This is a genomic window from Enterococcus sp. DIV0421, from assembly GCF_051713745.1.
Lineage (GTDB): Bacteria > Bacillota > Bacilli > Lactobacillales > Enterococcaceae > Enterococcus_D > Enterococcus_D casseliflavus.
Genome location: NZ_JBIOQM010000002.1, coordinates 218,829 through 242,208, shown reverse-complemented (window position 1 = coordinate 242,208; position 23,380 = coordinate 218,829). Strand labels below are relative to the sequence as shown.

Annotated in this window: 17 protein-coding genes and 1 pseudogene; 4 read left to right on the top strand and 14 right to left on the bottom strand. The window is 45.2% G+C overall.

Annotated features, from left to right (window positions below; all coding sequences use genetic code 11):
• Positions 1–15: 15 nt before the first annotated feature.
• The 8 genes and pseudogenes from IGI96_RS12255 to fdrA form a co-directional block, all read right to left on the bottom strand.
• Positions 16–726: pseudogene (locus IGI96_RS12255) on the bottom strand (gamma-glutamyl-gamma-aminobutyrate hydrolase family protein).
• 293 nt (positions 727–1,019) lie between these two features.
• Entirely contained in the window at positions 1,020–1,502 is a 483-nt protein-coding gene (gene ssb / locus IGI96_RS12250; RefSeq protein WP_016610622.1) for a single-stranded DNA-binding protein, read from the bottom strand.
• A gap of 228 nt (positions 1,503–1,730) precedes the next feature.
• Positions 1,731–2,792 carry an ureidoglycolate dehydrogenase gene (gene allD, locus IGI96_RS12245; RefSeq protein ID WP_086338587.1) on the bottom strand — a complete coding sequence of 354 codons (1,062 nt, stop codon included), beginning with the start codon at positions 2,790–2,792 and terminating at the stop codon, positions 1,731–1,733.
• A gap of 48 nt (positions 2,793–2,840) precedes the next feature.
• Positions 2,841–4,058: a dicarboxylate/amino acid:cation symporter gene (locus IGI96_RS12240; RefSeq protein ID WP_015509197.1), complete on the bottom strand. Its 1,218-nt coding sequence runs from the start codon at positions 4,056–4,058 to the stop codon at positions 2,841–2,843.
• Between the two features lie 13 nt (positions 4,059–4,071).
• Positions 4,072–5,004 carry a carbamate kinase gene (gene arcC, locus IGI96_RS12235; RefSeq protein ID WP_008379201.1) on the bottom strand — a complete coding sequence of 311 codons (933 nt, stop codon included), beginning with the start codon at positions 5,002–5,004 and terminating at the stop codon, positions 4,072–4,074.
• A complete protein-coding gene (locus IGI96_RS12230; protein ID WP_086338589.1) occupies positions 5,001–6,251 on the bottom strand; it encodes an MFS transporter in 1,251 nt (416 codons plus the stop codon). The genes arcC (IGI96_RS12235) and IGI96_RS12230 overlap by 4 nt, the downstream gene beginning before the upstream one ends.
• A gap of 15 nt (positions 6,252–6,266) precedes the next feature.
• Positions 6,267–7,088 (bottom strand): DUF2877 domain-containing protein, encoded by an 822-nt coding sequence (locus IGI96_RS12225; RefSeq protein ID WP_086338590.1) that lies wholly within the window; start codon positions 7,086–7,088, stop codon positions 6,267–6,269.
• On the bottom strand, positions 7,078–10,086 hold the full coding sequence (gene fdrA / locus IGI96_RS12220; RefSeq protein ID WP_015509195.1) for a DUF1116 domain-containing protein: 3,009 nt from the start codon (positions 10,084–10,086) through the stop codon (positions 7,078–7,080). Before fdrA ends, IGI96_RS12225 begins: the two co-directional genes overlap by 11 nt.
• A 116-nt stretch (positions 10,087–10,202) precedes the next feature.
• Here fdrA and IGI96_RS12215 point away from each other — a divergent pair, with 116 nt between their 5' ends.
• From IGI96_RS12215 to IGI96_RS12205, 3 genes are all read left to right on the top strand, one after another.
• Positions 10,203–11,780 carry a PucR family transcriptional regulator gene (locus tag IGI96_RS12215; RefSeq protein ID WP_086338591.1) on the top strand — a complete coding sequence of 526 codons (1,578 nt, stop codon included), beginning with the start codon at positions 10,203–10,205 and terminating at the stop codon, positions 11,778–11,780.
• A complete protein-coding gene (locus tag IGI96_RS12210) occupies positions 11,777–12,574 on the top strand; it encodes an alpha/beta hydrolase (protein ID WP_016610618.1) in 798 nt (265 codons plus the stop codon). The genes IGI96_RS12215 and IGI96_RS12210 overlap by 4 nt, the downstream gene beginning before the upstream one ends.
• A 203-nt stretch (positions 12,575–12,777) precedes the next feature.
• Positions 12,778–13,923, top strand: a complete 1,146-nt coding sequence (locus IGI96_RS12205) for a cation:proton antiporter (RefSeq protein WP_060791741.1) — start codon at positions 12,778–12,780, stop codon at positions 13,921–13,923.
• 156 nt (positions 13,924–14,079) lie between these two features.
• Here IGI96_RS12205 and abc-f read toward each other — a convergent pair whose 3' ends face one another.
• The 4 genes from abc-f to IGI96_RS12185 all read right to left on the bottom strand — a co-directional run bounded on the left by abc-f (position 14,080) and on the right by IGI96_RS12185 (position 19,812).
• Positions 14,080–15,549 (bottom strand): ribosomal protection-like ABC-F family protein, encoded by a 1,470-nt coding sequence (abc-f, locus tag IGI96_RS12200; protein ID WP_086338737.1) that lies wholly within the window; start codon positions 15,547–15,549, stop codon positions 14,080–14,082.
• Between the two features lie 359 nt (positions 15,550–15,908).
• The gene (locus IGI96_RS12195; RefSeq protein ID WP_438785180.1) at positions 15,909–17,177 is read right to left on the bottom strand and encodes a dicarboxylate/amino acid:cation symporter; all 1,269 of its coding nucleotides are present in this window, start codon (positions 17,175–17,177) and stop codon (positions 15,909–15,911) included.
• 18 nt (positions 17,178–17,195) lie between these two features.
• Positions 17,196–18,446 carry an MFS transporter gene (locus IGI96_RS12190; RefSeq protein WP_005225368.1) on the bottom strand — a complete coding sequence of 417 codons (1,251 nt, stop codon included), beginning with the start codon at positions 18,444–18,446 and terminating at the stop codon, positions 17,196–17,198.
• Positions 18,447–18,597: 151 nt separating this feature from the next.
• The gene (locus tag IGI96_RS12185; RefSeq protein ID WP_086338592.1) at positions 18,598–19,812 is read right to left on the bottom strand and encodes a pyridoxal-phosphate-dependent aminotransferase family protein; all 1,215 of its coding nucleotides are present in this window, start codon (positions 19,810–19,812) and stop codon (positions 18,598–18,600) included.
• Between the two features lie 130 nt (positions 19,813–19,942).
• Here IGI96_RS12185 and IGI96_RS12180 point away from each other — a divergent pair, with 130 nt between their 5' ends.
• Positions 19,943–21,574: a PucR family transcriptional regulator gene (locus IGI96_RS12180; RefSeq protein ID WP_438785179.1), complete on the top strand. Its 1,632-nt coding sequence runs from the start codon at positions 19,943–19,945 to the stop codon at positions 21,572–21,574.
• A gap of 30 nt (positions 21,575–21,604) precedes the next feature.
• Here IGI96_RS12180 and arcC (IGI96_RS12175) read toward each other — a convergent pair whose 3' ends face one another.
• Positions 21,605–22,540 (bottom strand): carbamate kinase, encoded by a 936-nt coding sequence (gene arcC / locus IGI96_RS12175; protein ID WP_015509188.1) that lies wholly within the window; start codon positions 22,538–22,540, stop codon positions 21,605–21,607.
• Positions 22,513–23,376: a DUF2877 domain-containing protein gene (locus IGI96_RS12170; RefSeq protein ID WP_086338594.1), complete on the bottom strand. Its 864-nt coding sequence runs from the start codon at positions 23,374–23,376 to the stop codon at positions 22,513–22,515. The genes arcC (IGI96_RS12175) and IGI96_RS12170 overlap by 28 nt, the downstream gene beginning before the upstream one ends.
• Positions 23,377–23,380: the final 4 nt, after the last annotated feature.

Below are 23,380 nucleotides of genomic sequence, written 5' to 3'. Positions count from 1 at the left end.
GCGTGACCCTCTTTCTTACAACACGTCAACGACATACTTGAAAACCGCTTGTTCTTGTAAAAGCGCATCATAGGCAAAGTCTGGATGCCATTGAACCGCCAACAAGCGCTGATCCACGTGTTCAATGCCTTCAATGATGCCATCAGGACTCCAAGCTGTCTTTTGCAATGGACGAGCCAATCGATCCACCGCTTGATGATGAAAGGAATTGACCTTTGTTTTTTGACCGTATACACGAGCCAACATGCTTTTTTCAGCCGTCGCGATGGCATGGGTCGGCACTTCTTTCGGAATCGGCGCCTACATATGAATGATCTCACTGAAGGTACTGATGTCTTGCTGCAGCGTGCCCCCAAAGGCCACGTTGACCAGCTGCATCCCCCGACAAACCGCAAAAATTGGTTTCTTTTGCAGCAGCGCTTCATCGATCAGCGCCAGTTCAAACTCATCCCGTGCCAAAAAGCCGCTTCCAGTTGCCTGATGAGCCTCCTGCCCATAAAACTTGGGTGAAACATCTTGTCCACCAGCTAACACCAGTTTATCGATCTGTGAAACATAGTCCTTGGCTGCAGCTGGCTCACTGATTGGCAAGAGCAATGGCAGTCCGCCCGCTTGCTGGATCGCTCGCACATACCCTAATGGTGTGTAGGCGATCGGCAAATGATGCAGCACATCGCCAGCATCTTGCACTTCATTCGCAGCGATCCCTATAATTGGTTTGCCCATCGACATCCCTCCCTGATTAACGATTTTTTCAGAAAAAAGCGGCATCTAGCAGTTGAACAAGGCAAGCGCCGCTTTTTCCCTCAAGATATGTTTCAACTATTCTAAACCAATCGACACTTTTTGTGAAACACTATTTTCACTTTCGCGATCATTTATTACAATCACCATTCTATTTAACCGCCTCTATGATTCGCAATAAAGAACACCGCTAGTCAGATATAATTGAATTTTACCAACGCTTTCTCTACGTAAAAAAACATGCGAGAAGCCGTTGCTTTCCGCATGTTTCGTCATTAAAATAATCGATTGTCTTTTAAAAACTCCAGCATCTGTGTTTTTAGGGGATCTTTTTCATTACGGATCGACTTTGTTTGCGTCGGTTCATCAAGTGTCGATGGTCGCTTTTTAGGAAAAGGCGCCGCTGGTTCTTCTGCTAACTCTAAAATTTGAAAGGTATCCACCACGACTTCTGCCGCACAAAATCTTTGCCCTTCTGCTGTTTCATACGGACAGCCTTGCAAGTGTCCGTTGATTTTGATACTTGCTCCTTTTTGAGTATACCGTAAAAAGGTCTCTGCCTGTTTCCCATGAACGACACAAGCAAACCATTCATGATGCACTTCTTCACTGTTTTGCCATTGAGATACAATGACAAGATCAAAACGTACGCCCTGATCGTCCGCCGCATCAAACGCTTCTTTACTAGGCATCGCTGCGATTTTCCCAGTAAGAACCACTTTATTCATTGCCACGCTGCATCCTCGCTTTTCTCTCATTTCTTGAGTGATCTAAACTTATGCGACCTATTCTACCATATTCCAAAAAACAAGCAATCAAAGGTTAAATGGCTTAAGAAATGCTTTGAAAAAAATGAACCAACTCAAAGAATTCGTCTGCTCCTGTCAAAAAGCTGCGATTTTTTACGGAAAAATCCTCTTTGCTCCACACAGCAAAAAAAACAGTTGGTTCAATACCCCTATGAACCAACCGTCTTCTGCAGATCTTTATTTAGCAAAGGAATCTTGACTACCATAGCGATCAAAATGGAGGGTTTCGCTTTCGAGATAATCGATGATCGCTTTGGGGATCATGACCCCTTCTTGCTGAGCTTTTTCAAAGTGTATTTGGCTGATCTCTCCAGGATAGTAGACTTGTGATTGCCCTTTTACTGGCGGGATTGCATGCAGCTCAGTCACCATCTGATCGACGCTTTGCTTGAAGGTTTCGGTGTCCGTAAAACGAGACGGATCGATCACAAGAAGAAATTGTCCTAAGCGGCGTTTTTCCGTCAAATCCGCATACATGGAGGTGACCTGTTTACCAAAAGCTAAGCCCAGCATCGAGCCGGCTAAAATATCCACCATCATCATCAAGCCATACCCTTTGGCACCAGCGATTGGCAATAATCCTTGGACTGCATACGGGTCGGTGGTAGGCAAGCCTTGCTCGTCTACGGCCCAAGTATCGGGAATCTGCTGTTTCTTCGAGCGAGCGTCCAAAATTTTGCCCCACGCTTGAACCGTTGTCGCCATATCAAAAACCACCGGTGGATGGTTGGCTCGTGGTGCTGCAAACGCAATTGGATTGGTACCAAAATAGTTTTCGGTCCCACCAAAAGGCACCGCCATCGGATCTGATTGACACATGGCGATCGCCACTAAGTCGGCTTCAGCAGCCTGTTTGACGTAATACGCCATCGTCCCGCTATGGCTGGTCTGCTCGATTCCTACTGCAGCGATCCCTGCTTCTTTCGCCAGATGAATGGCGATCGCAATCGCTTCGTTGCACACATAATGCCCCATGCCGTTATCTCCGTGAAAAATTCCAGTAGCGGCGCCTGTTTTTTCAAAAGACATGTTTGGTTCTAGCGTGATGCCGCCTTTTACTAAGCGCTCGGCATAGTAGTCCATCCGCACGGCACCATGAGAATGGATCCCGCAAGCATCCGCAAAGGTCAAATGTGCCGCTGTTTCACTGGCAGCGGCTTCTGGCAAACCAGCAGCCAAGAGTTTCTTTTTCATCAATGCTTCTAATTCCAGCAGAGAACGTCTGCTCATTTCTTCCATCTTTTCTCCTCCTTAGAAAAAGAGAAGCACGCTTGGCAACGGCTTCTCTTATTGATTAAACACGCGATGATCAAGTTCATCAGCTGATTTAGCGATCAAAAGCGCTGAATAGACGTCTGAGTTCACGTTCAAGATCGTCCGCAACATGCCAACAAACCATTCGACACCAGCAAATAGCGCAATGCTTTCGATTGGTAAACCGAGCTGGGGAACAATGATTGCCAAGGAAACTAACCCCGCTCCGGGAACAACTGCATTGGCTAAAGAAACGAAAGTCGCAGTTACAGCTACCGTCACCATTTGGATCCCGTCAAAGTTGATTTGATACATTTGGGCGATCGTCATGACTGTAATCGCCATATGCATCGCTGACCCATTGCTGTTCAAAGACATCCCTAACGGCAATACCAAATTGGTGATGCGGCTACTGAGTCCTAATTTATTCTGGGATTCTTCCATAGCGATCGGCAGCGTGATGGCAGAGGAGGTTGTCGCCAATGCCATGACCGACATATTTTTCATATTTTTGATCAATCGTAACGGATTGATCCGACAATACACGGTCAACAAGACTAGCCACAGCCCAAGGAACGTGACGGTGGCTAGACCGTAGACGAGCAAATAGCTGCCTAATGGCAAAATGATCTGCAAGCCCAGGGAGCTGATCGTTGAAGCGATCAAAGCAAAAATACCGATTGGTGCCACGATCATCACGTAACGAATGATGGCAATGACGACCTCATTCAGATCCACGATCAGCCCATAAAGAGCTGACTCAGGTTTCTTTTGCATAAAGCGATTGAGGGCAACACCAAAAAATAACCCAAAAACGATGATTTGAATAATTGACCCTTTACTCAACGCATCGAAAATATTCGTGGGAATAAAGTTGATCACTGTCTCTGATATAGAAATTTCTTGTGCTTGCAGAGGTTCGCCGGCAGCTTGTGAAAAGTCGATCCCTTTGCCTGGAGCAAAGAAGAGCGCCATCAGCACGCCCCATGCAGCAGCGAATAAGGAGGAAATCCCAAAGACAGCGATCGTTTTTCCACCCAAACGAGTGAGTTCTTTCGGGGCAATCCCCCCAACTGCTTGAATGATTTGGCCAACGATCAATAATGGGATCGCCATTTGCATCAGACGCAAGAAAAGATCGCCCAAAATTTTTAGGAACGAAGCGGCTTGCCCAAAGAACAAACCGCAAAGAATCCCTAGAAGAACGGCAATAACGATCTGCGTCACCATCGGTAGTTTTTTTGCTTTCACTTTGATCCCCTCTTTATTTTCGAAGTATGGTTCCTGTATGCTGATCCAGTTCAGCTAACTTTTCGATTGAGGTAATAATCGCGGTTCTGGCTGCATCTTCTTCGACAAAATCAATCGCAGCTTCTATTTTTGGCAACATACTACCCGCTGCAAAATGGCCTTCCTCGATGTAGCCCTTGGCTTGTGCCACACTGATTTCCCCTAGGGCTTGCTGATTCGGCTGGTTGTAATTGATGTAGATATTGTCGACACCAGTCAAAATGATCAGGCGATCGGCCTGCACGTCTTTTGCTAAGACACTAGCGGTAAAGTCTTTGTCGTTGACGGCTTCCACGCCAGTAAACCCATTGTCGTTTCGAACGACAGGTACGCCACCACCACCGGCGCAAATCGTGATCACACCAGCATCGACCAATGTTTTGATGGCTTCTTTTTCAACGATTTCTTGCGGTTTCGGAGATGGAACCACTTTACGGTAACCACGCCCAGCATCTTCTTGATATACCCCGCCATTGGCTGCCATCGCAGCATTGGCTTCCTCTTCACTATAAAAAGGTCCGACTGGTTTGGAAGGTTTCTCAAAGGATGGATCTGCTGGATCGACACGAACTTGGGTGACTAATGAGATCACCGAAGGATGTGCTTGACGTGTGGCAAACTCATTGATCAAGGCATTTTGCAGCCAATAACCGATACTTCCTTGGGTCATAGCCACGCAGCTGTCTAATTTCAATTGGGGATTTTTTTCACTTTCCCCTGCTTTTTGCTGCAACAGTAAGTTGCCGACTTGTGGTCCATTGCCGTGACAAACAATGACTTTTTCCCCTTTTTCGACAAAATCGGCAATATAACGTGCTGCTTGCGCAACAACTGCTTTTTGTCCTTCATCACTAGGGTCTTTATCTAAAATAGCATTGCCGCCTAACGCGATCACATTCAAACTCATTTTATGCTCTCCTTCTGATTTTCCTTTGCTAATACGGCAAAAACACCTAATCCGATCAGCAGTAATAGACAAGACAGGTAAAACCCGACCTGCATCGATCCTAAAGAATCGGCTAAAAAGCCAGTAACATAAGGTGCTAAGATCGACCCCGACATCCCGATAAAATTATAAGCACTCAAAGTCGTTCCTAAGGCGCCTTTCGGTGCGTTTTTCGTCACAAAGGTCACGACGATTGGATCAAGCGCCAGCTTGCCAGTCAATCCATACAAAATCAAGACAGTGATCAATAAGGTACGATCCGTTACAAAGGCAATGGCAAATACGGAAAGGGTCGCCAATGGGACCAATAAATAGACTAATTTTTTCGTTGCGCCTGTTTTATCATTCAATCGAGCAAAAATCAACGCACCTGGAATTGATGCCCATGGGACTAAGGAAGCAATAAAGCCGACACTCGCCCCTTCAAAGCCACGCTCGGCAATCAAGAATTGCGGCAGCCAAGTAATGATCACAAAGTTTGCATAAATGCTGGTAAAGCATAGAACAAAGGCTGCCACGAGATTGCGGTTTGAAAAAATCTGCTTCAAGGAAATCTTTTCTTTCGGCTCTTCTTCTTTTATTTCTTGTCCTTCATCTTCTGGACGAATCACTTTTTCTTTCAAAACAAAATAGAACAAGACACCGACGATCAAGGTCGGAATCGCCATTAGGAAGAAGGGTTGGCTCCAATGGCCCCCGTTATCCAAGACCAATTTACTAGAAAGCAAGTACCCGCCAGACGTTCCAAACGCCATCCCACTGTTGATAATGGCATTTCCGACGGTTCGTTTGTTGTCGGGAATCGCTTCGGTAGACAATGCGTATTGCGGACCGTAATAGGCACCTTGACCAATCCCTGCAATGGCACGAATCACTAAAAACAAAACAAAGCTTGTGGCTAGCCCACTGAAGTACGTAGTCACCGCCAATAAAACAAAGCCTAGAGCGATCACTAATTTACGACCGATTTTGTCGCCGATAATCCCAAAAGGAATTTGCGCAACGGCATAAGTCAAAAAGAAAATACTATTGGCAAGTCCTAGTTGTGTGTTACTTAAATTGAATTCTTCACCGATCACACCCATGATTGGATTGAAGATCGTCCGTGTGGCGTACATTAAAATCCAGCCGACAAAGAAAATAGCAACGACTTTTTTCCAGTAAGAATTGCTTACTTTGACCGCATCTTTCTGGTTACTGATTTCCATGATTTCTCCCCTTTTCTATTCTTTCTCCTCAAGTGACAATGACTCCAACGCTAACAACAACCCAAAGCTAAGATCTTTGCCTGACGAATGACCGATGGACATCAGCTGCTGCACATCGTTTTCCAGCACCTGCGGGTTTTTACTTTTTACGTCTTGGAATAATTGCAGCATTACCGAATTGACATACCCTTGACTGGCACTTTGAATATATGCAAGGCTGACATCCGTCGTAGACAGCGGTTTTGCCAATGCTTGCGCTAACGTTTCGGCTTCTGGCTGCTGCAAGGCATAGAGCATCGCTTGATAGGCAACGAGAAGATCATCGCCGCTAGGTGTCAATCCTTTGCCGCGGCCAATCAGGTGGTCAATGATTGGTTCCCAATCTGAGACAGGCTGCCGCAATGCCGCAAACACTGCTTGGGTTTTCTCATCTTCTGGCAACCCAATCTTGGTTTCTAGTTTTTGTTGAAGCAGTATTTCTTTCAAAAGCTGCAATTCCGCTGAGGTGAAAGTTAACTCCTTCACCTGCAGCGAAACCAATTCTTTCTCCTCTAATGAAAGAGAAAATGTTCCTTTTGTGCTGTAAAAGGTCAGACCATGCTCTCGGACTTGCACCCGATTGCCGACCTCGATCAAAGGTAGGACTTGTACAAACAATGCATCAGGTAAAAAGACCCCGAAGCCAGTCAAATAGTTGCGATAGTTGTTGATATTGACCAGCTGCTGCCCGATCATCACATTGAATGAACGATCAAACACGCTATGCACCCGACCGGTACGACCGAATCGTTGCAGTGGGTCTAGATAATCACTGATTTTGATTTTCTCAGTCAACATCGATCCCCAGATCCTTCGCATAAGCCGTCAAAGCATTTTCAAAACAGCCTAACGGTGCACGCACCGTGCCTGCGCCGACTTGACCGACACCTGCTTCTTTATGGGCGATCCCAGTATTGATGATTGGGGTGATGCCTGTTTCAACGACTTTGCGGATGTCGATCCCCAAACAAGTCCCTTGGAAGTCCCATGTTGGGATCGAGAAGGTCGGATTATGACCGAAACAGATTTTTGCCATTTCGTTGGAAGTTTCCAGCGCATCCTCAAAGCCCCCAGCGCCGACAAAGCGTGTTACCCCTGGTGCGGCTACCATCGCCATTGCTCCGACACCGACGGTTTCAGTAATGGCACTGTCCCCAATATCAGGATTGCCATCTGCTTCGGTAAACCCAGTAAAGTACAAACCTTTCGGCGTATTGACTGGTGCAGTATGCCATTGGTCTTCTGTTTGGGCGACACGAACCCCAAAGTTAACACCGTTTCTCGTCATGGTGGTCACGATCGTTCCTTTAGCATCGACACGGGCACCGTCAACGATGGCTTTCCCGGTTGCCATCATGATATTCAAGAAGAACTGATCGGTATCTGCTAAGAACTTGATCACTTCATATTTTTGCTTTTCATCGATCTCTGTTTGGATGATCAACGGCGCGATTTCTTTCAAAAAGTTCAATGATGCTGCAATATTTCGTTGATGGAATTCATCCCCCATTGTGATCGACCGGGCAATCAATACATTCAAGTTGATGCCTTCTTCTGTTAATTGCAATGCCTTGGCAATGGTTGGTCCTAAGACGTCTTTGATCCAATCCAAACGATCGATGACTTCTTGTGAATAGGCACCAAATCGTAAGACTTTACCGATCCCTTCGTTCAAAATACAGTAGGCTTTGTTGCCGACAAGGCGGTTTTCAACCACAAAGACAGGCATATTCCCAGAAGTGATCCCGCCCATTGGTCCAACTGCCTGGACATGGTGACATGGCATAAAGCGGACTTCCCCACTTTCGAGTAAGCGGCGGGCTTCGTCTTCATCCTTCGCCCAGCGTTCAAACAAGGCAGCGCCGATACAAGACCCTTGCATCGGTCCCGTCATTTCCGACCATTGGATCGGCGGTCCTGCATGCAGCAAGGTTTTCTGGCTTTCGTTTAATTCAGCAATCACTGATTTAGCTGGAACGACATCGATCAAGAATGGTTGGGCATTTTTGATTTTATCCGTCACTGCTTGGTTTTCAGCTGTGATTTTTTCGTCAAATTCTTCTAACGCGTCTAAAATACGGATCATTTTCTTGTTGCCGTTGGCACGAGGACGCCAGTTAAATTGTTCTGTTTTCCCGCCATATTGCAGGATCGATTCATTGAAGCTTTGCAAGCCAACATTGATGATCCGTGGTTTGGTGGTCAACAGCTCCATCACTTTCTCGCTAACTGTCGGCACCTCAACTTTGCTACCAGTATAGTCATTGACCGCTTTGTCTGCTTCAGAAAGAGTCGCCCCTTTTAAGGCGAGGGCTAATTGCACTGCTTGAGCATTGCTTGGTGCCACATAGACGCCAGCTGCTTTCAAACGGTTGACTGCTTCTTGATAGTTTTGCGGATCTTTTTCAGTTCCGCAGACGGTAGCAACAAAGTACAACGCGCGATCGGCTGCTTGGGCTGTTTGCTGTGCAGCTTCGATGGCTGGTAACAGTGCACCTACCATATCTGCATGTGCGCCGTAACCTAACACCACATCAAATAAAATGACCCCGGTTTGCTCATCTTGCGCATAGTCTTCGATTTTTTTGATGCGCACTTCAGGATCGATCATTGGGTGCGGTTTGCCTTGGGTATAGATATCATCACCAAGGTCGATCACATCATAGCCGTGGGAATGCAAGATATAGCCTTCTTGTTTTACAAGGCCTTCTAGATTCAAGGCTTCGGAGATCAGCATTCCTGCTTCGGCAGCTAATGTACCGCCAGAATAAAGACCTTTGACCACTTTGTCTTCAGCGAGTTTGGGCACATCTGGGGTTGCCACGCGTTCAAAATAGTTCGCTTTGACGGGTTCTTCATTGGCAAGATCAACAGCGATGCGCGCTGTTTCTTCCAGAGTATGTGCCAAATAGACTTTTCCTTCATGGGCTTCTGGTTTTTCTCCTAAGAAAATCGCTACCACTGGTTTGCTGATACTTTGCAGCAATTGAACGACTTCATCTCGCACTTCTTTTGCAGGTGGTTTCGAGATCACGCAAATCACATCTGTCGGTTCATGATTTTCTAAAGCAACGATGGCATCTTTGACAGTGATCGCCCCAACTTTGTCGCTTAAGTCACGTCCGCCGGTCCCGATGGCATGAACGACACCACCGCCTAATCGGTCAATGATCGTCGTAACTTCTTGAATCCCCGTACCAGAGGCACCAACGACGCCGATGTTTCCTGGTGCCACGACATTCGTGAAGGCAATCGGAATGCTGGAAATAATACCGGTCCCACAGTCTGGCCCCATCATCAATAAGCCTTTTTCATGAGCCAGCTTTTTCAAACGCACTTCATCTTCGATAGCGACATTGTCCGTAAACGAGAAAACATGCAAATCATTTTTCAAGGCTTTTTCCATCTCGGCTGCGCCATATTCCCCAGGAATACTAAATAATGCAACATTGGCATCCGGCATTGCGCTCAAGGCTTCTTGCCATGAAGCCGCCGCTGGCGTTTCTTTGCCTTGATCTTTTGCTGAAAGATCAGCTAAAAATGAATCGATCGCTGGCATTACTTGATCCATGATCTGTTCGTTTTGGCTATCGACTACGATCATCATATCGTTGGGTGAAGCACCTTCAGCCTCTTCAGAAAGCAAGCCAGTGTTATTTAATATGTCTTTGTTTGCATCCGTCCCCATCATGATTTGACTCATTTCGACATCGCCTAGATCATTGATCGTATTCGTCAGCAGCATTAAGTTAATGGAATCTTGGTAGTTATTCTTTAAGATTACTGTGTGCAGCATTTGTTCTCCTCCTTTTCTTATACTCTCATTCTAATGAGCCTTGTTTGCGTTTTCATTGGATAAAGTTCTAAAAAAATGCTATACTTTTTATCCAAAAGAGAAAAAAGGAGCGTTTTATGAAATTAAAAGAATTGGTTGAACTGCCGCTTTTTGAAAAAAGTAAACTCCTGACTGGCTCCATTGGTTTAACAAATTCCGTTGGTTCCGTCATGGTGCTGGAAGCGATGGACATTGAGAAGTGGAGCAAAGCCCATCAATTAATTTTGACTTCTTTTTATGCCTTCAAAGACCAATCCCCTGAGGAACTGCGTGTTTTTTTTGAAAAAATGCAGCAAATCGGTGTCAGCGGTTTAGTGATCAAAGTGGATCGCTTGATCCCTATGATCCCAGATTGGGTGATTGAGCTTAGCTTTGCTTATCAGATCCCTTTGATCAAAGTGCAGCAAGAAGTCAGCTATGAAGCCATCATGCTAGCGGTTTACGAACCATTGCTAAATCACCAAACCCAGCTGCTGCGTACCTATTACGAGGTTCGCCAGCGCTTCATGAAAGTTGAGCGCAACCACTCTTCTTTCGATCAGATCATGCAGGAGTTCTATCAATTGATCGAAAAGCCTTGTTCGTTGCGCATCCCCCATTTAGATGTGCATGTGTCCGTCGGTCAATCATTTAAGAATTTCGTGGTGACCAAACAAGAACCCATGAAAACCATCGAGTTTACCAAGAACCACTACGAATATTTGGAATTATTTTCTCATGAGAACAATCAATATGTGACCGCCATAAAAGTAGAGATCATCAATCCTTACAATGATCTGTGTACCTTGATCGTTTATCAGAAAGATTCGCAGATCCGTGAGGCAAAAGTCATGATCATTGAAAATGTGATCGACGTCATTTATGAACGCCTCCAAATGGAGTATTTGTTGAAGAAAGAACGCTACAATCGCATGAACAATCTGGCCGATGCGATCTTACAAAACACTCCTAGTAATTTGTCTGAGCTGGATCTTTTGTTAGAAGAAGCGCAACTGGATCGCTACGATTTCTACCAAGGCATTGCCTTTGCTTCCAACAGCTTTAAAGATAAGGAGCGTAAGTCCGTCGTTTTGCACAAGCTACGGGCGTTGAAAACACCCCACGTCTTTTTTGAACACCACAATTATTTGGTGATCCTCTATAATTTCCAATCGATCGCCCATCAGGTGACGAAACAGATGCTGCAGACACATTTTGATGATGCCCTGTTAGCCGATGAACATGGCTGCTTGGTGGTCAGCGAAGTCTTGCGCAAGGAACAGATCAAAGAGATCCTGCCAGAGTGTTTGGATGCGATCCGCTTCAATCGGCAGTTTTATTTGGCGCCGATCATTGCCTATAGCGACTTAGGTATCTTTAGTTCCTTTATCAAGGAGAACCAACTGGAAAAGCTGCAGCAAAGCATTCCCCCGAAGCTGTATCAACTCTCGGAAGAAAATGAAGAGCTGTTCAAAACGCTGTATACCTTTTTTATCACGAATCGCAATTACAAAAATACGGCTGAAACCTTGTTTCTTCATGCCAAAACGATTCGTTATCGGCTAAGCAAAATCGAACAGCTACTAGAGATCGATCTGACAAGTCCGATCCAATTAGTCAATTACGAGATCGGCACCTATTTATTAGAGCTTCAGAAAAGGAGTCAAGCAAAATGAAAAAAGAATGGCAATTGACCACCGGTGCTTCGGTGTCCCTTTATCCTGCTTCGGAGAAATACCTGATTTACTTTCACGGCGGCGGTTTTGTTTATGGAACCCGTCAAGACATTCCCGCATCACTGATCGCACTATTTCAAGAGCAGCAATACAGCGTCCTCACAGTCGATTATTTACTGGCGCCCAATTCCTCGTTAGCGGAGATTTTGGCGCTGAACTGGCAAAATTTTCAAGAATTGCAAGCAACTGTGCTTAAAGATAACCCGTTTTGTTTCTGCGGACGCTCAGCTGGCGGTTATTTGATGCTGGCGCTGACCCAGCAATTACTGAAGGAACAACAGAGATTGCCTGAAAAACTGGTCAATTTTTATGGGTATACCGATCTTTCTTTTATTGAAAACAAACGAGTCTTGCAGCAGCCGCTCTTAAGCAAAGAGCAAGTCCCTTCTTTGGATCAAACCGAGATCGTTTGGGATGATCCGCAGTTTCAGCGCTATTTGCCTTATGTTTATTGGGTTCAACAGCAAGAACTCACCACGATCTATGGTCTAACAGCTGAAGCTCTTTCTGACTATGCCATTGATCCTGAGCTGCTTGCTCAATTTCCTCCAATTTTCAGCAGTGCCAGCAGTACCGATGAGGAAGTTCCTTTTCGTTACAGCAAAGGCTTGAAGAAAGTGCCTAAAAGCAAATTTGTCCCTGTCTATGATTTGCCCCACGACTTTTTGAAAAACGTCGAGGAGCCGCAAGTCCAAATGGTGTTTCAGCAGCTCGCCCGTTGGCTCAAACAATAATTTGATACAAGTAAAGTGAAAATAATGTTTTTTTATTTCGACGAGTGCACAGAAAAACTCTGATTGCCTTCGCTTCCTCCTTATCTCAAAAAACGTGTGGTTTAATGAAACTCTTTTAATAAAAAAGGCTTGATACAGGCTCAATTCAAGAGAGAATGCTATACTAAAGGGGAGTATGTTATAGGAAAGAAGGATGAGGTTTTATGCATTTTGTCGGGATTTTGTGTTTGATCCTAATCACGACGACCCTCTTCTCGCATCTGGCGAGACGGATGGGCGTTCCTGCTGTTATCGGGCAGTTGTTAGCAGGGGTTTTATTAGGAGGCGCAGGACTCAATTGGGTCCATCCAGATATTCTGGTTCATGATTTTTCAGAGATTGGTGTTATTTTGCTGATGTTTTTAGCGGGACTGGAAAGTGATATTTCTTTATTGAAACGCTATTTTCGTCCTGGGATGCTCGTTGCCCTTTTGGGGATCGTGTTCCCAATGCTCTTCGGGTATGCCACGGGGGTCGGTTTTCAAAGCAGTCCCACAGAAGCGTTCTTTTTCGGGATCGTATTAGCTGCCACCTCAGTCAGTATTTCTGTCGAAGTATTGAAAGAGTTGAATGTGGTGAATACGAAAGAAGGGTCGACGATTCTTGGTGCTTCCGTCGTGGATGATATTTTGGTCGTGTTGGTTTTGAGTCTTAGCCTTTCCTTTTTAGGCGGCGAAAGCAGCCAAGCAACACCACTGCCGGTCACCTTATTGGTAGAATTGATTTATTTTGTGTTGATTTTTCTATTAGTGAAATGGATCGCTCCGTTCTTATTGGCACTTGCAGAAAAGCTATTTGCAAATTCCGCGGTGATCATCATGTCACTGATCATCTGCTTAGGAATGGCGTATCTTGCTGACCTCGTTGGGTTAAGCTCTGTCATTGGTGCCTTCTTCGCAGGGATCGCTGTCAGTCAAACGAAGGTTCGTGAGGAAGTGGAACACAGTGTCGAAGCATTAGGTTACGCCGTCTTCATTCCGGTGTTCTTTGTCAGCGTTGGCTTAGAAGTTGATTTTTCCCGCTTAAATGAGCAATTATTCTTTATTCTTGCCTTTACCGTGGTCGCGATCTTGACCAAACTGGTCGGCGGCTATGTCGGGGCGAAAATCGCGAAATTCTCGAACAACAGTGCTTGGATGGTGGGAGCTGGAATGATTTCCCGAGGTGAAATGGCATTGATCATTTTGCAGATTGGTCAACAAAACCAATTGATTTCGTCCGCATTGTATTCCCCTTTGGTGATCGTTGTCTTGTTGAGTACCTTGATCTCTCCCCTGATCTTAAAATACTTTACGAAAAAGATTTATTAAGCGATGTAGCAACAGCTAGGCGATACCGATGATTGCGAAAAAAACAGAACGGGTTTTGTAGTGACCGCTCAACGGCCGATTGTTGATCGAACGTTGGGCGGTCGCTTCCTTTTCCGCGCTGTTTTTCTTTATACAGTTATAAAAGCGACAATGCAGCTAGTTACTGGAAACCAATGTTAATTTTCCATGATCGATTTGATACACATCATCCGCGACGGCATCGATAAACGCTTGATCGTGAGATGTGAACAAAACCATGCCTCGATAGCTGCGAATCAATTGTTCCAAGACGGTGATTGTCGGCAGATCAATAAAGTTCGTCGGTTCATCAAGTATCAAAACATTGGCAGGTTGAGTAAAGATGCGTGCGAGTTCGACCCGTGTCGCTTCTCCGCCGCTTAGCACATTGACTGGCTTCATCACGTCAATCTGGCTAAATCCCAGATTGTGTAAAATACTGCGGACCAGTGGTTCCTGATAGTCTGTTTGAGCCATCAATTCCGTCAAAAGCGGTGTGGTGCTGTTTTTTCGATAGCCCATTTGCTCGTAGACCGCAAAGACGATTTTCGGTGATACATAGATTCCCTCTCCACCTGCGATGATTTCTTTTAGTAAAGTCGACTTTCCCGAACCGTTCGGACCCACGATAGCGATTTTCTTCCCGGCAGCAAACTGGAAACTGCTGCTGTCTAGCAAACGTTTCGCCCCTCTTTGAATGGTTACTTGCTCCCCACGAATCGGTCGTTTATTATGCAGCTCCACTGCAGGGACTACTGGAAAACGAATCACCTGCTGCCGGGCGACACCCTTCACTTCTTCCAAGTGATCCAAGCGGCTTTCCATGGCTTTGACTGTTTTTTGCAATGACTTTTGCACCGTGTCTTTTTGTTTTGATGACGACAAACGGTCTGGTCGGATGTTCTGCTGTCGCTTTTTTTCAGAAATGCGACTGCTCTTGATCGCTTGTTCTTTTTTCTTTTGGATTGCTTGGGTCAACTGCTGTTTTTGTTGCTGATACTGCGCAGCCTCCCAGTCAATACGCTGTGCCGCTTGCTCTTTTTGCTGTCGGTAACTGTCATAATTGCCAGCATACTCGGTGACTTTTCCTTGATCGACTTCCCAGATTTTCGTTGCCAGCTGATTCAATAGATACCGATCATGACTGACCACGATCAGGGTGCCATAATAATACTGCAATTCCTCAATCAAGACTTGAATTCCTTGCTGGTCCAAGTGGGTCGTTGGCTCATCGAGCAAAAGTCCTAACTGATAGGAAGATAACGTTTGTGCCAATCGGTATTTGGTCTCCTCCCCGCCGCTTAGTGTCGCCAATTCATTTGTTGGGATCGAAAAACGACCGAACAGCGCCCAGTCAAGGGCATCCGTCTTTTCAGTCACCTCAGCGATTTGCGGGAAATAGTGAAACGAATTTTCTTTTTGGATCGTTCCTGAATCAGGATCGACGACTCCCGCAATCAATTTCAGCAAGGTAGACTTGCCTTGCCCGTTTGCTCCCACGATCCCGATACGATCCGTTTGATAGGTGCTCAGTTCTTCAATGTTCAGTACTTCTTTGGACCCATAATTTTTGATTAGATTGTTTATTTTTACACTTAATTGTTCAATCAGTCTGTCCTTCCCGTCTAGGAAAACGCAAGCACAAAAAAAGGGCATAGCCTACCGCTATACCCTGATTTTAATAAGAAATTGGAAAAAAGAGGACACTCATCCCTTGAAATCACGATTGCCTAGACTTTTGAAATAGATTTAAATTAGCTATTCAAAAGGTCAATCCACAATTTCATCGATGCTGTCATGTTTTTTCCTCCTCTTTTTGTCGTAGTTGTCTGTTGAATGACCAGCGGAAAATCAGCCGCTACTGGTTACCGTTCACGGTATTTCAGGAAGCTTCTTTCGTCTATCAACGAATCAATCGTAGCACGTTTTCAAAAAAGAGTAAAGTTTCATCACAAGAATGATTGGTCTTATACGCCATCGGTGATTTTTTCTGCTAATTTGACCGAGGCTTTTTCACCATTGAAGACTGCATGATCCAGTTCTCCTTCATCATGAGCAACGATCAACGCCACTGTGACGTCAGGGTCAACATTCAAGAGGGTCCGAAACATCCCAGAAAACCAATCGATCCCAGCCAGTAAGGCGATGTTTTCATTAGGCAGTCCTAACATAGGTAAAACCGTAGCCAGTGTGACTAATCCGCCGCCTGGAACGACGATCGTTCCCAAGCATGCCAACGAGGACAACAAGACCACTTGCAAAAGATCCCCCCAGCTCAATTGGATCTGGTACGCCTGAGCAACGGTTACGATTGCCAGGGCTAAAAATAAGGAGAGTCCATTGCTATTTAAGGTCATGCCCAGAGGCATCACGAGCTTATTGATTCGATCACTGATCCCAAATCGCTCTTTGCCATCTTCGATTTGAAACGGCAATGAAACAGCAGAGGAGGTGGTCGTAAAGGAAACCACCGAGAGGCGCCACATGTTCTTTATCAAACGAAACAAGGAAACTTTGCAATAGAGCGACGTCAAGAGAAACCAAAGAAACAAAAAGAGCAAAGATGCTGCTGCTAACGTCAATAAAAAACTGGCTAACATTCCCAACACACGAATACCGGTATCTTCTACTAAGGAAGCAACAAGGCCGAAAATCCCGATCGGCGCCAACTTCATGATCATGTTGACCATTTTTATCAAAATATTATTAAAACTGCTGATCATATCTAGAAACAGCTGATTCTTTTTTTCATGCTTGATCAAGCTCAAGGCAAGGCCAAAGAAGAGCGAAAAAATAATCACTTGGATCATATTCTGCTCCACCATGGCTTGAATAATGTTCAGTGGAACAAAGTTTAAGATGACTTCTTCCATGCTGCTGGTACTTAATGCGGTTTCTGTACTTTGCAGCAGGGACTGATCAAGGCCTGCGCCAGGCTTGAGGATCAAGGCGAACAAGAGACCGAAAATAGCGGCGACGAGGGTCGATCCAGTAAACCAGAGGAAGACTTTCCCGCCGATCCCACCTAATTCTTTTGGATCAAGTCCCCCCACCGCTTCAATCACCGAGCCCATGACCAGCACGACCACAGACATTTGAATCAGTCGCAAGAAGAAGTCCCCGACTAGCTGCATTTGATCACCTAACCCGGGAAAGGAAACGCCCCAAAAAATCCCCAATACCGTTGCAATCATGATTTGGTTGGTCAAACTGATTTTTAAGGATCGTTTTTTCATCTGTTGTGCCTCACTTTTCTACTTGGCTGTTTTCTTAGAGTTTACAGTCAAGAATAAGAATGTACCACCGATCAACAAAATAATTGCGATATAAAAGCCCATTACTTTTGAACCTGTTGCATCCGAGATCGATCCGGTCAATGTTGGTGCGATAACGGAAGACATCATGCCGAAAAAGTTGAAGACCCCTAATGTCGTACCGACCCCAACTTTGGGTGCATTTTCCCCTAGCCAAGAAATGATGATTGGTTCAACCGCTAATTTCCCAAGGAACCCGTACAAGATCAACGCGATCATTAAGAAGGTCGAATTTGTCGCTTGCACCGTTACTAATAACATCAACGCCGCCAATACTTCTAAAATAACGATAAAAGTTACTTTTTTGTGCATGTATTTGTCTGCCAAGCGGCTAAAGAACAATGCCCCAGGAATGGAAGCAAATGCTACCAATGAAGAAGAGAAGCCGATCGCGACTCCTTGGAAGCCTCGCTCTGTTCCTAAGAAGTTTGGTAGCCAAGTAACCGTCATATAGTAGGCATAACACGTCGCAAAATATAACACATAAGTAAAGAGCATCCGCAGTGAGAACAAGGTCGAAAGGGAAACTTTTTCTTTCGGCTGATCCGTTGTTTCTTCTTCAGCTGCTGCTTGGCTCTCCAAGAAAGCCACGTCTTCTTTGTTGCTGCGGATCACCAATGCAAAAGCGATCGTCATACAAACGATCAAGAAAGCGGATAAATACATCATTGTTTGCCAAGGCATGTTCATCTGAATAACGATAAAGCTTGATAAGATCATCCCAAACCCTGAACCAACGGCAGAACCACTATTGACGATCGCTGTTGAGAAGCTCTTCTTTTCTTTCGGAATGTTCTGTGAGGTCAAAGAATACGCTGAACCGTAAAATGACCCACAGCCGATCCCTGCTAAAAAGCTACCGGTATAGATCATGGAGATTGAAGAGGCTTGTGAAATCAGTAAAGCTGCCAGTGCAAATACCACGAATCCTGGAAGCAGAACTGTTTTCTTCCCAATCTTATCCACCAAAAAGCCGGCCGGGATCTGCATGATTACATAGCCGAAAAAGTAAAAGCTGGCAATCGATCCTAATGCTGTATCAGAAATATTGCCGCCAAGTGACTCATTGATTTGCGGATAGACTGGAGATAACGCAGCGCGATAAATCCAGATAGTGACCCAGCCTGAACACATTAAGATAATAATTTGTTTCCAGTAGGCAAGCCCACCACGTTCTTTATTGATTTCCATTTTTTTCCCTCCATCAGTTACACAAGTAAGGTTTGTGAAGCACGCCAACGAAAGCGCTTTAAGATAGTCTTAGTGTACGTTTTTTTGCCGACGATTGCATTTGTCATTTTTCACAAAGCGCTTTCAGTCGTTGTGCATTTGTGCTAAAAATTTAAGTCGTTTTTTGGTAGTAATTTAACGCAGCGATGAGCGCTTTGCCAGCAGAAATTGGTGCTTGCTGGTACAATAGTGCCCCTTCTAACGCGGCTAGGACATGTAAAATATTTTCTTTGCGGCTGCTGTAGCCCATATTTCCAATCCGCCAGATTTTTCCTTTTAGATCACCAAATGAACTAGCAATCTCTACACCAAAGGAGTGAAGCATCTCTTCTCGGACAGCTTCGCCATCAACCCCTTCTGGAATAAAGATGGGGGTAACTGTCGGCATTTTGGTTGCTTTTTCCCCATAAATCGACAGCCCCATTGCCTCCAGTCCAGCGACCAACGCGCCTTCATTCGTCAAATGACGTTGATAGGCTGCATCAAGGCCTTCGTTTAGCAGCATCCGTAATCCTTCATGAAGCGCATAGATCATACTCGTCGCTTCTGTGTGATGGTTGATTCGCTCTGTGTTCCAGTAGCGTTGCAGTTGACTCAAATCCAGGTAATTGCTCATAATGTGCCGCTTGTTTCGATCCGTTTTACTCAAGCCTAATTCTTTTTGGTAACGGGCATTAAGGACGGCTTCGACGCGATCGTTGTAGGTCACTAATGAAAGACCAGACGGCACACTTAAACACTTCTGTGTACCGGCAATCGCTAAATCGACACACCAATCATCGACTGACAGGGCCACGCCACCATAAGTCGCCACCATGTCAACGACAAAGAAAATATCTTTTGCGCGACAATACTGCCCGATTTCTGCTAACGGCTGCATTTGCCCGTTGGCGGTTTCCCCGTGGACCATCGCCACGATCTTAGGTTGAAATGCGTCGATTTCTTTGATGACCTCTGCGGGTGCAAAAGGAGCCGTCCACTCTTTTTCTACATATTTGACTTGTGCTTGAGCACGTTCACAGATTTCTCCCAGTAAGAAAGCAAAGCGCCCATAGGCTGGGATCAAGACTTTGTCCCCTGGTTCGATCAAAGCGATCAGCGCCGCTTCTAAACCAGCTCGGGAAGTCCCGTCAATGGCAAATGCTTCTTTATTTTTGGTTCCAAACGGTTGTTTGATCATTTCTTTGACCTCATCCATGATCGCCAAAAAATTCGGATCAAACTGCCCCAAAATGCGATTGGTCATTGCTTGTAAAACAGCAGGATGGGCTTCTACAGGCCCAGGTGTCATGATCGTACGTTGTGCGATCGTTAACTCTTTATACATCTTTTCCCCTCATTTCTCTTTTTGATTTCACTGTCCAACGCCTTGTCAACGTTTCCAAGTTTGTTGTACAATAAAGCTAAAAAAGGACATATTTTTGTTTATTTTGTTCAATTCCAAAAGGAGTTTCTCTATGAAGTTAGTTGCTGAATTGCTTGCTATACCACGCTTTTCCAATTTGCGTTTATTGACAGATCCCCTGACTGCGGAAATTCCCGTCGACAGTATCGAAATTACCGAGACCCCCGATATCGCCCACTATATTCCTGAGCATACCTTTATCTTAAGTACGGCGATGGTTTATAAAGATAATCAAGGAGCGCTTCTGGAGCTGATCGATTCTCTCGTAGCCAAAAATGCCGCTGGATTAGGCATCAAGATTGGTCGTTTTTTGGATGTCATCGATCCTGAAGTCATCGCCTACGCCGATAGTTTAGGTTTCCCCATCGTAGAAGTACCTGCCACGATGCCGCTGGGCCGTTTGATGCACCAGCTTTTGAATTTACTATGGAACACCAAAACCGAGCAGTTGAGTTATGCCTTAGATATCCAAAAACGGTTCTCTGCTTCCTTGATGAAGGATGTCAGCATCGCTCGCTTTATCGCTGATTTTGGCCAAATGGTCAATACACCGATCATTTTGTTGAATCCTTTCAAACAAGTGATTGCTCACTCCAAGCATTTCACCCGCATGTCAAAACCCGCGGAGTACTACATCCATCAATTAGGACAAACGAAAGGGGTTTTTACTGGTGAAAAAAGCGGGGCGATCCCTATCAAAGATCTCCATGAAAAAACGTCACAAATTTCTTATTATGCCATTGAAACCTCCACTTATTTCCCGCATTATTTAGTCATTTTGAATCCTGAGGCAATTCCTTATCCTGTCTCGGATTTTGCGCTGGAACAAGCAGCACTGGTCTTGTCATTTATGCTCTACAAAAACCAAAAAGTGCAAGAATCTTTTGAAGATTTAAAAAGTGACTTTTTAACACGGATGATCGAATACCAGCAATCCACCAAGCAAGAACAAAAGGATTGGTTAGATCTCGGAAAGACTTACGGGTTAGTCAAAGCCCGCCATTATCGTGTCATCTATGGTGCCTGCGAACCAACCAAAGAAACCAAAGGCAAAGACAAATACTTAAAAGAAGAAAGTGACTTGGTTTATCAGTGGTTTAGTGAACAACTGCCTTATCGCATCAAAGATGTTTGTCTCTTTCGCTTAAAGGGCAGCAATCACTTTGCGATTTTCGTGCAGCACAAGTGTGACGCCTTAGAAGACCATTTGATCGAGACCGCCAATGCTTTGACCAATCGGTTGCCATTTCGAATGGCCTTTGGGGTAGGGAGTATCTGTGAAAGTATCAATGATTTAGCCAGCTCCTACATCGAAGCAAAGACTGCTTATGAAGAACGAAGAGGCCAACATGATTCGTCCATCGTCTCTTTCTACCATCAACGGGGAATGCGGAGTCTATTTGAAAAAATGAGTCCTGAAGATATCCATTATTTCTGCCGTACGATTCTTAAAGAATTGGCGTTTCCGCAAGAAGATGCCACCATCGAATTGCGCAAAACCTTACGAGCTTACTTGGATTATCAATGTGAGATCACCCGCACCGCCAAAGCCTTGTTCGTTCATCGCAACACGATCAAATACCGCATCGAACAGTGTCAAAAGCTACTAGGAAAAAACGTGCATAATCCTAGCATCAGCCTGGATCTGCGTTTAGCCCTTGAGCTGTCCGAAGAAGGCGACTAATAGGCGAATCAAGCAGTTGGATCGCTGGTGTTACCCAGCGATCCTTGTGCCTGCTTCACCTAACAATGCTAAGTCCGCTTCTTCCAATGAGCAGATGATTGCTGTCTTTCCTTGTTTGGCAAACGCAATCGCCGCTTCCATTTTCGGCCCCATACTACCTTCTGCAAAATGCCCCGCATCAAAATATGCTTGCGCTTCACTTACGGATAAGCCCGTTAATTTTTCTTGCTCCGGTGTTCCGTAATTGATATAAACGTTGTTGACGTCGGTCAGCATCATAAATACATCGGCATCCACTTGTTCTGCCAATTTCTTTCCGGTTCGGTCTTTATCGATGACTGCTTCGATCCCTTTCAAGCCTTCCGCTTGTTTTACGACTGGAATCCCTCCGCCACCACCAGCGATCACGATGGTATTTTGATTCAATAAATGAACCATTGATTCCACGCCGTGGATCGTCACAGGTTGTGGAGATGGCACGACGCGACGGTACCCACGTCCAGCATCTTCTTCCATCACCCAATGCTTTTCCTCAGCCATCTTTTTTGCTTCTTCTTCTGAGTAGAACAAGCCGATCGGCTTCGTTGGCTTTTCAAACGCGGGATCATCCGCTGCCACTTCCACTTGGGTCAATAAGGTCACGACATTGCTGGTCAGTTCTTCTTGCTCGATTTTATTTTTGATGCTTTGCTCCATTAAATAACCGATAAAGCCTTGTGACTCTGCATTACAGACATCTAGTGGAAAAGGCGGCACGACTTCTTTGGCTTCTTCATTTTGTCGTAAAATATTGCCGACTTGCGGACCATTGCCGTGCGTCACGACGATTTGATGGTCAAGCTTCTCGATTTTAGCGATCTGTTCTGCACTTAACTGGATATTTGCAAGCTGTGTCTCAACGGTCGCTGGTTGATTCGGTTTTAAAATTGCATTGCCCCCTAGAGCGATGACCACTCGTTTTGCCATATGAATTCCTCATTTCTATTGTTTTGAAATTGATCGATACTGCGAGCAAACCCTGCCAAAAAGTCGGCCCCCGAGGTATGACCGATCGCTAGTATCTCTTTAATTACTTGGGAAAAAGCCACTGAATCGGTACACTTGGTCAAGGATAATGCCGATTGATTGAATGCGCCTGTCAGTGCATGCAGAAGATAATGTTTACTGACGTCAGTCGTTAAATCATTGACTGTCAACAGCCTTCTTTGTAGATAAGCCACCAAGCGGGTATCTTCTTGCCCCATCACTCGGCGAGCCAGTAAATGACCAACTAGCATATCATCGCCTGTGGGGGTCAATCCGACACCCCGTCCGACTAAATAAGCGACTGCTTGCCGTTGTTCCTTAAATGAAGGCTTGCATAGCTGATCGATTGCGTCATAAAACGGATGATTGCTGCGGATGGTTGCTGAAACAGCTTCTTGAATCCCCGTCTTTTCCGTGACGTTTTGAAGGGTTGACCAAAACAGTTCTCGATCAAATGGGACTGTGCCAGCTGGAAAGGTGGTTGTAAATTGGGCTGCCTTTTGAAAAGACAGACGATGATGCGGAAAATGGATCACCCGTTGCTGAACCAAAAGAGTGGTACCAGCAACTAAGCCTGTCGCCAATGCTGCATAATCGTCGGCAGCTAAAATCATCCCTTTGGGCACGCGAGCCGCTTGTTTGGAGACAAAGATCAGCTGATCCTGACGAGGATCTTGCAGATTGAAACTATGCTGAAACACACTGTGAACGAGCCAGTTGTCATTGATAAATGCGGGTTCAAATAAAGCTTGGTCGATCCATTTTGCCTGTATCATCACT